10 protein-coding genes are annotated in these 11726 nt (G+C 69.0%); 4 read left to right on the top strand and 6 right to left on the bottom strand.

The genetic code is table 11. The features are described from left to right. Nucleotides 1–239 precede the first annotated feature (239 nt). The gene (locus AC3A6P_RS00540; RefSeq protein WP_487687024.1) at nucleotides 240–443 is read right to left on the bottom strand and encodes a hypothetical protein; all 204 of its coding nucleotides are present in this window, start codon (nucleotides 441–443) and stop codon (nucleotides 240–242) included. A gap of 35 nt (nucleotides 444–478) precedes the next feature. On the opposite strand from AC3A6P_RS00540, the gene AC3A6P_RS00535 reads away from it, so the two are divergent. Next, complete coding sequence (locus tag AC3A6P_RS00535) at nucleotides 479–1726, top strand: FAD-dependent oxidoreductase (protein ID WP_487687021.1); 1248 nt, start codon at nucleotides 479–481, stop codon at nucleotides 1724–1726. Here the strand turns inward: AC3A6P_RS00535 and AC3A6P_RS00530 are convergent, their stop codons facing one another. The 5 genes from AC3A6P_RS00530 to AC3A6P_RS00510 all read right to left on the bottom strand — a co-directional run bounded on the left by AC3A6P_RS00530 (nucleotide 1727) and on the right by AC3A6P_RS00510 (nucleotide 7857). Next, the gene (locus tag AC3A6P_RS00530; protein WP_487687019.1) at nucleotides 1727–2320 is read right to left on the bottom strand and encodes a TetR/AcrR family transcriptional regulator; all 594 of its coding nucleotides are present in this window, start codon (nucleotides 2318–2320) and stop codon (nucleotides 1727–1729) included. Nucleotides 2321–2395: 75 nt separating this feature from the next. Next, complete coding sequence (locus tag AC3A6P_RS00525) at nucleotides 2396–3559, bottom strand: acyl-CoA dehydrogenase family protein (protein WP_487687017.1); 1164 nt, start codon at nucleotides 3557–3559, stop codon at nucleotides 2396–2398. Between the two features lie 37 nt (nucleotides 3560–3596). Continuing rightward, the gene (locus tag AC3A6P_RS00520; protein ID WP_487687014.1) at nucleotides 3597–4406 is read right to left on the bottom strand and encodes an SDR family oxidoreductase; all 810 of its coding nucleotides are present in this window, start codon (nucleotides 4404–4406) and stop codon (nucleotides 3597–3599) included. Next, on the bottom strand, nucleotides 4403–6451 hold the full coding sequence (locus tag AC3A6P_RS00515; protein WP_487687011.1) for an acetate--CoA ligase family protein: 2049 nt from the start codon (nucleotides 6449–6451) through the stop codon (nucleotides 4403–4405). Before AC3A6P_RS00515 ends, AC3A6P_RS00520 begins: the two co-directional genes overlap by 4 nt. Before the next feature lie 8 nt (nucleotides 6452–6459). Then, a complete protein-coding gene (locus AC3A6P_RS00510; protein WP_487687008.1) occupies nucleotides 6460–7857 on the bottom strand; it encodes a flavin monoamine oxidase family protein in 1398 nt (465 codons plus the stop codon). Nucleotides 7858–7983: 126 nt separating this feature from the next. On the opposite strand from AC3A6P_RS00510, the gene AC3A6P_RS00505 reads away from it, so the two are divergent. The 3 genes from AC3A6P_RS00505 to AC3A6P_RS00495 are packed head-to-tail and all read left to right on the top strand — an operon-like array spanning nucleotide 7984 to nucleotide 11652. Continuing rightward, nucleotides 7984–8148 carry a hypothetical protein gene (locus AC3A6P_RS00505; protein ID WP_487687005.1) on the top strand — a complete coding sequence of 55 codons (165 nt, stop codon included), beginning with the start codon at nucleotides 7984–7986 and terminating at the stop codon, nucleotides 8146–8148. After that, nucleotides 8148–9602, top strand: a complete 1455-nt coding sequence (locus AC3A6P_RS00500) for a cytosine permease (protein ID WP_487687002.1) — start codon at nucleotides 8148–8150, stop codon at nucleotides 9600–9602. Before AC3A6P_RS00505 ends, AC3A6P_RS00500 begins: the two co-directional genes overlap by 1 nt. A 34-nt stretch (nucleotides 9603–9636) precedes the next feature. Then, a complete protein-coding gene (locus AC3A6P_RS00495; protein WP_487687000.1) occupies nucleotides 9637–11652 on the top strand; it encodes a glycoside hydrolase family 15 protein in 2016 nt (671 codons plus the stop codon). Nucleotides 11653–11726 lie beyond the last annotated feature (74 nt).

Below are 11726 nucleotides of genomic sequence, written 5' to 3'. Positions count from 1 at the left end.
GCAAGGGTCAGCGACAACAACAAACATCAACAACGGCGCAGTGTCCCTGGACGGAGGAAGCCAGCATCTGGCCACCTCTGTTGCCCCCGGACGCCGCGCGCATGGCCGGAAGAGTAGCAGAGTTTCCGCCGACCACCACCGTCGGCAATGTGCTGGTTACCGGGTGACGAACCACATGACGACAACAAGCACCACGAGAATGACCAGGATCAATGTCACGCGCGAGCGAGGCATGCCGTTCACCGCTGTCCGTCCTCTCCCCCGCGCAGCCGATGCAGCAATCGAACCCCGTTGCCCAGCAGGGCGTCCAGCAACACCGCGATGGCGTAGGCGAGCAACAGCACCACCGGCATCACCACGACCGTCTGCAGAACGAAGTCGAGGCCGGAGAGCCACAGCTCGACGCCGTCCCACCAACTGAGTAACCCATCCATCAAAGACACCGTCCCTGCATCGCATCCCACCCTACGATCAACGCGTGGGAACGGCCGAAACCGGTGACGAATCCACCACCTGTCTGGTCGCCGGCGGCGGCCCGGCCGGTGTGATGCTCGGTCTGCTGCTGGCCCGGGCCGGGGTCGACGTCACCGTCATGGAGAAGCACCCCGACTTCCTGCGCGACTTCCGCGGGGACACGGTGCATGCCAGCACGCTGCGCCTGCTCGACGAACTCGGCTTGGCGTCGGCGTTCGCGGCGGTGCCGCACCGGCTGATCTCCGGGGTGAACCTGGCGGTGCAGGGCACCACGCTGTCCCTGAGCCTGGCGCACCTGCCCGGTCCGCACCAGCACATCGCCCTGGTGCCGCAGTGGGATTTCCTGGAGATGCTTGCCACGGCGGCCGCCCGGGAACCGTCGTTCCGGCTTCTTCGCAACACCGAAGTGCTCGGACCCCGGTACGAGGGCGCCAGGGTCACCGGGGTGCGTTACCGCGACGCCGACGGCCACGAGCGCCAGATGCGGGCCGCGCTGACGGTCGGGTGCGACGGGCGCGCCTCCACCCTGAGGGCCGCCACCGGTTTCACCCCGCGCAGTTTCGGCGCACCCATGGACGTCTGGTGGTTCCGGTTACCGCGCCACCACGATGATCCCAGCGGGCTCAACGGCAGGTTCGAGAGCGGCCAGGCCGTCGCGCTGATCGACCGGGGCGACTACTTCCAGATCGCCTACCTGATCAAGAAGGGTTCCGATGCCGCGATGCGGGCCGAGGGCATCGATTCGCTTCGCCGGCGCGTCGCGGCCCTGGTGCCCTGGCTGGCCGACCGGGTGGATCAGCTCCAGTCGTTCGACGACGTGAAACTACTTGACGTGCAATTGAATCGGCTACGCAAGTGGTACGGCGAGGGGATCCTGTTCCTCGGCGACGCCGCCCACGCCATGTCGCCGGTCGGTGGCGTCGGCATCAACCTGGCCGTCGCCGACGCGGTGGCCGCCGCCCGTCTGCTGGCGGCGCCGCTGCGCACCGGCGCGGTGTCCACCCGTCACCTGGCCGCGGTGCAGGCGCGGCGCTGGCTGCCTGCGGCGGTGATCCAGCGCGTGCAGCGGTTCGTGCACGACAACGTGATCGCGCGGGCCTTCACCGGACCTGTCACCGGCGCGCCTGCCGCAGGTGAGGCGCCGCGAGCCCTCCGCCTGGCGAACCGGTACCCGGTCCTGACCCGCGTCGCCGCCTACGGGGTGGCCATCGGTCCGCTCCCGGAGCACGCACCGGACTTCGCGAGGCGCTGATCACGGGGCGATGACCTCGCTGATGAAGGTCTTGCAGGTCTGCCGCATCGCCTCCAGCGACATGTTCGGTGAGCCCAGCACCACCTGGACGGCCAGCCCGTCGAGCATCCCGATCAGCATGTTGGCCTGTAGCCCGGGGTCGGCGGCCCGGGCCAGACCGGCGGCCTGAACGTCGCGGATCACCCCGGCGACGACATCACGCCACTGACCGTAGAGCCGGTCGTTGATCTCCTGCAGCACCGGATCGCGGCTGCCTTCGGCCCACAGCGCCAGCCACACCTTCCACGCCCGTACCGAGAGTTCGTCGTTGGGTAGGTACGACTCCACCAGGTCGTGCAGGATCGCCAGGCTGTCCTTGCCCGAGGTGAGCAGTTCCTGACGGCGCGCCAACGAGTCGGTCAGGTTGAACTCGAACGCCGCGGTGATGACTTCTTTTTTGGTCTCGAAGTAGTAGTGCACCGTGCCCGAACTGACCCCGGCCTCGCGCGCGACGTCGGCGAGGCGCAAGGCGGGGATCCCCGCCGTGGCGATGACTTCGCATGCCGCGGCGAGGATCTGCGGCCGACGCTCGGCTTCCACACTGGGGCGCGGCATCGGTTCCTCCGAGTAGTCCGGACAGCTCAGACCTCCCGATCGTACAAGTCAGATAACTGGCGGCCCGATCAGATGTCAGCCCAGATTGCGCGAGATCACCAACCGCATGATGTCCGAGGTGCCTTCCTCGATCTCCTCGAGTTTGGCGTCGCGCATCCACTGCTCGACCGGGTACTCGCGGGAGTACCCCCACCCGCCGAGGGTCTGGACCGCGCCGTGCGTGACGAACATCGCCGTCTCGGAGGCGGTCAGCTTCGCCATCGCGGCGATTCCGCGCGCCGGCACCCCGCTGTCGATGAGGCGCGCGGCGTGCAGCACCAACAGGCGCGCCGCCTCGATCCGGGTGGCCATGTCGGCCAGCCGGAACGCGACCGCCTGGTGGTCGATGATCGGCACGCCGAACTGCTTGCGGGTCTTGGCGTAGTCGAGTGCGTACTCATACGCCGCGCGGGCCGCGCCCACCGCCGCCGCACCGAGCACCACCCGCGAGATGTCGAAGGTTCCCATCAGTCCGTAGAAGCCCCGTCCCTCGTCGCCGAGGCGGTCTTCTTCGGGGACGAACACCCCGTCGAGGAAGATCTCGCGACACACGATGGCCCGCTGCCCCATCTTCTTCATCGGTTCGCCGAAGCTCAGCCCTTCGGTGTCCTTGGCCACCAGGAACGCCGAGATACCACCCGAGCGTTTGGTGGTGTCGGTCTTGGCGAAGATCACGTAGGAGTCGGCGGCCCCGGCATTGGAGATCCAGGCCTTCTGTCCGGTGATGCGGTAGCCGCCGTCGACGCGGGTGGCCGTGGTGGAGATCGACGCGGCATCCGAACCCGATTCCGGTTCGGTGGTGGCCAGCGCGGTCATCGTCGCGTGGGGCCCGGTCAGCGGTGTCAGCCAGCGCTTCTTCTGCTCCTCGGTACCCAGCACCAAAATCGGGTCGGCGAAGAAGCCGTTGGAGCACACCAGGTTTCCGATACCCGGGTCGCCCCAGCACAGTTCTTCCTGCACCAGGCACTGGGTGAAGACATCGGTGAAACCGCCACCGCCGTATTCCTCGGGAATCATGAAGTCGGTGATACCGACGGCCGCGGCCTTGGCGAAGATGTCCACCGGGGTCACCGTGTCGGCCTCGTCCACTTCACGCCCGCGGGGGCGGATCTCCTTGGCGGCGAATTCGCGGCACAGTTCGATGATCTGCTTCTGCTCATCGGACAGCGGCCAGGCCGCGATGTTGGTGGTGACGGTCATGGGGTTCTCCTTCGAATGAGGTTGGAAGACTGGGTTTTCAGCGGCGCGAGTCGGTGTAGACGGACTTGCCCAGCCATTGGCCGCCGTCGGCGACCAGCACTTCGCCGGTGACGTAGCCGGCACGATCGCTGAGCAGGTAGGCCGCGGATTCGGCGATCTCGGCCGGCGCGGCGAACCGGTTGGCCGGGACGCTGGCGAGCACGTCGCGACGAGCATCGGCACTGCCCCACAGCGCCGCGCCGGCACCGGCGGTCTCGGTCGGTCCGGGTGCCAGACAGTTCACCCGCACCCCACGGCCGCCCCACTCCACGGCCAGGGTGCGCGTCATCGCGACCACACCGCCCTTGGCCGCGGCGCTGTGCACCGTGCCGGGATGCCCGTGCCAGGCATAGCTGGCGATGATGTTGAGGATGGAACCGCTGCCGCGGGCCAGCATGTGCTGCGCCGCGGCATGGGTGCAGTAATACGAACCGTTGAGCACGATGTCGGTCACCGCTTTCCAGCCGCCCGGCGACAGCTGCTCCGAGGGCACCACGAAGTTGCCTGCGGCGTTGTTGACCAGTGCGTCCAGCCGCCCATGCCGGTCGACCAGCCCGTCCACGGCGGCGGCCACCCCCTCGTGATCGCGCACATCGCAGACCAGCGTCTCGGCGTGCCCACCGGCGCTGTCGATCAGGGCGGCGGTCTTCTCGAGAGCGTCCTTGCGTCTGCCGAGCACGGCGACCAGACCGCCGGCCAGCGCCCAGCGTTGCGCGATGGCACGGCCGATGCCGGAACCGCCGCCGGTGACCAGCGCGACGCGGCCGGAGAACTCGGTCGAGAGGTCGGGAAGGGTGGGGGTTGTCATCGTTTCGCCTCTTCGGTTGTGGTGCAACGGGTCAGGATCAGCGCGTCGACGGCCAGCGCGCCGGTGGCGGTGGCGCGGACGGGGTTGAGTTCGATCTCGGCGATGTCGGGATTCGCCGCGATGAGGCGTGACACCGTGACGATCACCCCGGCGAGCGCGGGTATGTCCACCGGCGCACGGCCCCGCCAGCCGTGCAGCAGCGGCGCGATACGCAACGCTTCGAGCATGGCGGTGGCGGTGTCGCGGGACACCGGTGCGCACTCCATCCTGATGTCGCGGTGCACCTCGGTTTCGGTGCCACCGGCGCCGACCACCACCACCGCGCCCAGGTCGGGATCGCGGCGGGCGGCCACCAGCACTTCGACGGCGTCCGGCCGCCGGTCCTGTTCCTCGAGGACGTACTCGCCGTCGCCGAGGCGGGCGTGCATGGCATCGAAGGCCGCCGAGATCTGCGTCCAGTCCGCCAGGTGGGTGCGCACCCCGCCGGCCTCGCTCTTGTGTTCCAGCCAGCCGGCCTTGAGCACCAGCGGCCCCCGCAGGTCCGCGGCTGCGGCGGCCAACTCGGCCGCGTCGCGCACTGCGGCTCCCCTCGGGAAACCGATCCCGGCGGCGCCGAGCCAGGCGCGGGCGGACCAGTATCCGGGCTGGGGCGCAGTGGTTGCAGCGCCGGGTTCGGTTGCGGCCCTGGGGGTCGGCACGGCGGCAGCCAGTGCCGAGAGCACCTGCATGACCGCTTCTATGCTGCCGTAGGCCGGCACACTGCTGCGCCAGAGTGCCTGTGCGGCAGCCGAATCCGGGGCCATGGTGTGGACGACGACGGGCACGTCTGCCGCGCCCAGACTCTCGGCCACGGCCACCTCGGCCTCGGCCAGGGCGGGGGTGTCCTGCCCGTAGCAGCCGAAGTACCCCGTCAACACCACTGCATCCACCTCGCCTGCGCCTCCGACCTGCTCGACGACACGGGCATAGTTGCGCAGGTCCTGTTCTCCGGCTCCGGCGAGGTCCACCGGGTTGGTGCACGCGGCTCCTGAGGGCAGTTGCGCGGCAAGCCGTTCGGACAGCGCGTTCGAGAATCGCGGCACCGTGAGTCCGGCGGCCGCCGCCACATCGGCCGCGATCCCGCTCTGTCCGCCGCTGTCCCCCACGATGGCGATCCGGCGACCGCGAGACGGTGTCACGCCGAGGAAGCCGCGTGCCACGTCGACGAGTTCGGTGGGGGTGGCGACCCGCACGACACCGGCGGCGCGGCAGGCGGCGTCGACGACATCGAGTGGCGCGGTGAGTGATCCGGTGTGGGTCTGGGCCAGCCGCGCGCTGGCGCTGCTGGCGCCCACCGTCAGCAGCACGGTGGGTTTACCCGATGCACGCAACTGGGCCAGCGTGTCGAACAGCGCCACCCCACCGGCGAAACTCTCCAGATACAGGGCGATCACCTCGGTGCCGTCGTGGGCGGCCAGGTCCGCGAGCACTTCGGTTGCGGTGACGTCGGATTGATTACCGATGGAGACGAAGCGCGACACCCCGAGGCCGTACCTGCGGCCGATCGCCACCAGCTCCGAACCCAGCTGTCCGCTCTGCGAGACGACCGCCAGCGGCCCGGGCGTCGGCGCGCCCCACATCAACCTGAGTTCATTGGTGGCGTCGTAGATGCCGAGGCTGTTGGTACCGATCAAGCGTGCACCGGCGGCGGTGATGCGGGCGGCCAGCGCGGCGTCGTCGGCGATGCCGGAGGTGATGCCGAGGAAACCGCGGGTGCCGCGTTCGAGAGCGGCGTCCACCGCGTCGTCGACATGGCCTGCGGGCACACACAGCGCCACCAGCTCGGGAGCGTCCGGGAGCTCGGAAATGCTGGCCGCACAGGGTTGGCCGAGGACCGAGGTCGCGCGGCGGTTGACCAGGTGGACGGTGCGGCGGTGGGCCCCGGCGAGCGCGCCGGAGGCCAGCCAGTAACCCCACTTGGCGGGGTCTTCGGAGGCCCCGACGACGGCGACCGACGACGGGTCACTGAACACACGCAGGTCCTGCCGTGCCGTCGGCGAACTCACGACGGCGGTCACTGCAGGGCCGCCGCGATCTCGGCGGCGGCGCGGTGTCCGGAGGCGATGGCACCGTCGATGTAGCCGTTCCACACCGCTGAGGTCTCGGTGCCGGCCCAGTGAATGGGTCCGCAGGCCGTTCGCCAGCCAGTTGTACTGTGCTCCAACCACAGTCCGGGCGCGGGGTTGGCAGCGTATCCCCCGTGCGCCCACGGATCCTCGGGCCAGTTCTTCTCGGTGTAGTACCGCGGTGTGGTCGCCTGCTCGCCGAACAGGGCGCCCAGTGTTGCCAGGACGTCGGCCCGGCGCTGCTCCTGCGAGAGTCGGGACCAGCGTTGTTGGCGGTCGGCGTAGATGAAGGACACCAGCACCCCGAGGCGGCCGTCTTCGGGAGAGTTGTCGAACACCACGCCCACCGAGTGCTCTCCGTACACGGTCGCCTCGCCGGAGAAGCCGGATGCGCGCCAGAACGGGGTGTCGTAGACGGTGTGGATCTTGGCGACGTCGCCCATCGGGCTGCGTTCCATCCAGCGGTTGCGGGCCTGCGGCAGCTGCGGACTGAACTGGATCCGCACCGCCGCTCCCGGTGATGCGGCCACGACGACACGTTGCGCCCGCACCTGTCCTCGCGCGGTGTCGACGAGTACGCCCCCGTCGTCGAGGACGCTGATGTGGCGCACCGGCGCGCAGGTGTGAACCCGGTCGCCGAGGTGGGCGGCGATGGCCAGCGGTACCGCTTGTGCGCCGGCGGTGAACCGCCGCTCCTGCGCGCAGCCCTCGGTCTCCATCAATTGGTCGAACCCGCCGGCGGAGGCCACGTAGAACAGGAAGTGGAACAGCGAGATGTCGCGCGGTTCGACAGTCCACACGCCCTGGACCGCCAGCGCCAAACGTGTCCGGGCGTGGCCGTTGGGCACGGCGGCGTCCAGGTAGGACTGCACCGTCTGGCCGTCCCAGGCGGCGATCGCCGCAGTGGCGATCGGATTCTCCGGGTCGATCGTCGCCGCCATCGCATCGATGTCTGCGGTCGCGGCCTCGTATTCGGCGACACCGTGACCGTCCACGGGGCCGGCGCCGCGGAAGGGCCGGCACACCCCGTCGGTCCACAGCTCGAGGTGGTCGCCGGTGTTGTGGGTCGGAAAGGTGGTGCACCCGAACCGCTGTGCGGCGGCGAGCAGGCGGGTCTGTGTGGGTCCGACCCACTGGCCGCCGTGGTCGATGACGATTCCCGACATCTGGTCGAGGCGCTCGGAGAGGACCCGGCCACCCACCCGGTCGGAACCCTCCAACACCACCACGTCAATACCGTTGTCGTGCAAGGCAAGCGCCGCGGACAGACCGGCGTAACCGGCGCCGACCACCACTGTTGCCGCCGCCTCGGGCAACGGCCGCCGCCCGGAATCGTCGATGCTCATGGGCTCAGTCTGTAGTTAATTGGCCCGCCAGTCAAGAATGAATTGTGAACTCGAGTCGGGGCTTGACAGGCTGTGGCGCCAGACACACACTTTCTAAACTGGCCCGCCAATCAGAAATGAGGCGACGTGGAAAACCCTTCATTCGAGCAGCAGCTCGAGGACCGGCTGACTCTGATGGAGAGCGGCAGCGCAGGCGCCGTCACCGTCCCCGACCTGCCCCTTCGGGATCTCGTCCTCACGGTGAGCGTGCTGGCTGTCACGATCGCTGCACTGCTGTGGTGGGCGTACTGATGACCGACACCACACAGACCACCGCCCGGGACGGCAGCCCCGACGCGACCCTCACCGATCTGCCGCTTCTCCCCCACGAACGCATCTGGGGTTTCTGGCAGCACTCGTCGGTGAACATCGGCCTCGCAATCGCCACCTGGGCGTTCCTGCAGGGCGCGGCCGTCGCGTACTACGTCGGCATCGTGGCGGCCATCGCCACCATCACCATCGGGTACGGCCTCAGCGTGCTGGCGGTGGCGCTGGCGCCGTGCATGCCGTCGGTCAAGTACGGCATCGAACAGTTCGTCGGCCTGCGGTGCACCTTCGGGGAGACGGGCGCGCGGGTGGTGATGATCGCCGTGTCGACGGTTCTCGCGGCGGCGTGGTCCGCGGTGCTGGCGATCATGTTCGGCCACGGCCTCGTGGTGGTGGCCAACCAGGTCTTCGGTATCGAGCTGTCGCAGACCGGCGCCGCGGCGAGCCTGCTCGCGCTGACCGCCATCACGGTGTCGGCGTTGATCCTGGCCCGTGGACCGGTGTCGGTGGAAGCGGTCTGCCGGGTGCTGGCACCGATGCTTCTGGTGATTCTCGTCGGCATCATCGTGGTCGTCTTCACCCATCACACCTGGTCGGAGCTCGCGTCGCTGGCACCCTTGGGCGGCGTCAGCGACGACCCGCACCTGAGCTTCGTCCTGGCGGTGGAGCTGAGCATCGCCGGGGGCTTCGCGTGGTGGCCCAACCTCGGGAACCTGGCCCGCCTGACCAGGAGTTCGCGCGCCGCCTTCTGGCCGAACTGGGTCGGCGTGTTCGGTGCGTCCGTGGTGGCGGCCGCGGTCGGCGCCGTCGCCGCACTGTCGCTCCAGGTCGAGGAACCGACGGAGTGGTTCATCCCGCTGGCCGGCGTCGGTCTCGGCGTCGTGGCCCTGGTCATCGTCTGCCTGGCCAACATCACCGCCATCCTGTCGCAGGGCTACGCGTCGATGGTCGCCCTCAAAGGTGGCGGCGGCCGGCTGTTCCGGCTGGCTGCCTGGCCGTGGCTCATCGCCGCCATCCTGGTCCCCGCGGCGATCCTGGTGTTCTTCCCTGCCGCCGTCTACGACAACTACGGTCGCTTCCTGTCCTGGGGAGCGATTGTGCTGGCCCCGCTCTGCGCGGTGCAGATCGTCGACTACTGCATCCTGCGTCGCCGGCAACTCAGCGTCCGCGACCTGTTCCTTGCCCCGAACCAATCGGCCTACGGCTATTGGAAGGGAGTGAACCTGGTCGCCTTCGCAGCGGTGGCGGCGGGTGCGGTCACGTATTCGCTTCTGCTGGACCCGGTTTCGTACGAACCGTCCGAACTCTTCCGGTACACCACGGCGTCGCTACCGGCCTTCCTGGTAGCGGGGGTCACACACTATGTCCTGACCAAGGTGGTGGTGCAGAGGCTCGGGCTGGGCGGCTACCCGAATGTGACGCACCTGCGGCACAAGTAGACGCCGACCGCGTCTGCAAACGATGATGGGCGGCATGACCCTCGACATCGAGACCGGAGACAACGCAGCGGACGGCGTGCGCCCACACGCCGACCCCGCCCCGTTCACCGTCACCGCCCCGGTGCCCTATGCACCGGTCGGGGCGCTGCGCAATCCGTTCCCGCCGATCGCCGACTACGGGTTCTTGTCCGACTGCGAAACCACCTGCCTGGTCTCCTCTGCCGGATCGATCGAGTGGCTGTGCGTGCCGCGGCCCGACTCGCCCAGCGTGTTCGGCGCGATCCTGGACCGCGGCGCCGGGCACTTTCGGCTCGCGCCCTACGGGGTCTCGGTGCCGTCGGCCCGGCGGTACCTGCCCGGCAGCCTCATCCTGGAGACCACCTGGCAGACGCACACCGGCTGGGTGATCGTGCGCGAAGCGCTGGTCCAGGGGCCCTGGCATGACCTCGAGCGGCGCTCGCGCACCCACCGCCGCACGCCGATGGACTGGGACGCCGAGCACATCCTGCTGCGCACCGTCCGCTGCGTCAGCGGCACCGTCGAGCTGGTGATGAGCTGCGAGCCGTCCTTCGACTATCACCGCATTCCCGCCAAGTGGGAGTACTCCGGCCCGGCCTACGGCGAGGCGATCGCCCGGGCCAGCCGCGATCCCGACGCGCACCCGACGCTGCGGCTGACCACCAACCTGCGCCTGGGCCTGGAAGGCCACGAAGCCCGCGCGCGGACCCGGCTGACCGAGGGGGACAACGTCTTCGTCGCGCTGTCCTGGTCGGGACATCCCGCGCCGCAGACATACGAGGAAGCCGCCAACAAGATGTGGCAGACCAGCGAGATGTGGCGGCAGTGGATCAACATCGGCGATTTCCCCGACCACCCGTGGCGGTCCTACCTGCAGCGCAGCGCCCTGACCCTGAAGGGGCTGACGTACTCACCGACGGGTGCGCTGCTGGCGGCCAGCACCACGTCGCTGCCGGAGACTCCGCAGGGTGAACGCAACTGGGACTACCGCTACGCCTGGGTGCGCGACTCGACATTCGCGCTGTGGGGCCTCTACACCCTGGGGCTGGACCGCGAGGCCGATGACTTCTTCGCGTTCATCGCCGACGTGTCGGGCGCCAACAACGGCGAACGCCACCCGCTGCAGGTGATGTACGGCGTCGGCGGGGAACGCAGTCTCGAAGAAGACGAGCTGCTGCACCTGTCCGGCTACGACAACGCGCGGCCGGTGCGCATCGGCAACGGCGCCTACAGCCAGATGCAGCACGACATCTGGGGCACCATGCTGGACTCGGTGTATCTGCACACCAAATCGCGAGAGCAGATCCCCGAAACCCTGTGGCCGGTGCTCAAGGAGCAGGTCGAAGAGGCCATCAAGCACTGGAAGGAACCCGACCGCGGCATCTGGGAGGTGCGCGGCGAGCCGCAGCACTTCACCTCCAGCAAGATCATGTGCTGGGTGGCCCTGGATCGCGGCTCCAAGCTGGCCGACCTCGAAGGCGAGAAGAGTTACGCCCAGCAGTGGCGCGCCATCGCCGAGGAGATCAAGGCCGACATCCTCGAGAAGGGGGTGGACGAGCGCGGGGTGCTGACCCAGCGCTACGGCGACCCCGCCCTCGATGCGTCCCTGCTGCTGGCGGTGCTGACCCGGTTCCTGCCGTCCGACGATCCGCGGATCCGGGCGACGGTGATGGCGATCGCCGACGAGCTCACCGAGGACGGCCTGGTGTTGCGGTACCGCGTCGAAGAGACCGACGACGGGTTGACCGGCGAAGAGGGCGCCTTCACCATCTGCTCGTTCTGGCTGGTGTCGGCGTTGGTGGAGATCGGCGAGATCCACCGTGCCAGGCATCTGTGTGAGCGGCTGCTGGGGTTCGCCAGTCCGCTGCATCTGTACGCCGAGGAGATCGAGCCGCGTACCGGCAGGCATCTGGGCAACTTCCCGCAGGCGTTCACCCATCTGGCGTTGATCAACGCCGTCGTGCACGTCATCCGCGCCGAAGAGGAGGCCGACGCCTCCGGCGCCTTCCAGCCGGCCAACGCCCCCATGTGATCCCCGCCGAGCGCGCGTGTCTGTACGCGGCACGCCGAGGCGTGGCGTACAGACACGCGCGCTCGCGCCGCGGG

This window comes from Mycobacterium sp. Soil_C_30 (assembly GCF_057656995.1).
The sequence above is the reverse complement of the archived record's forward strand: the minus strand, read 5'-3'. Positions and strand labels throughout refer to the sequence as shown.

Coding starts and splice junctions, on each gene's coding strand:
- AC3A6P_RS00530 (WP_487687019.1), bottom strand. CDS start 2,320: ATGCCGCGCCCCAGTGTGGAAGCCGAGCGTCGGCCGCAGATCCTCGCC.
- AC3A6P_RS00525 (WP_487687017.1), bottom strand. CDS start 3,559: ATGACCGTCACCACCAACATCGCGGCCTGGCCGCTGTCCGATGAGCAG.
- AC3A6P_RS00520 (WP_487687014.1), bottom strand. CDS start 4,406: ATGACAACCCCCACCCTTCCCGACCTCTCGACCGAGTTCTCCGGCCGC.
- AC3A6P_RS00510 (WP_487687008.1), bottom strand. CDS start 7,857: ATGAGCATCGACGATTCCGGGCGGCGGCCGTTGCCCGAGGCGGCGGCA.
- AC3A6P_RS00500 (WP_487687002.1), top strand. CDS start 8,148: ATGACCGACACCACACAGACCACCGCCCGGGACGGCAGCCCCGACGCG.
- AC3A6P_RS00495 (WP_487687000.1), top strand. CDS start 9,637: ATGACCCTCGACATCGAGACCGGAGACAACGCAGCGGACGGCGTGCGC.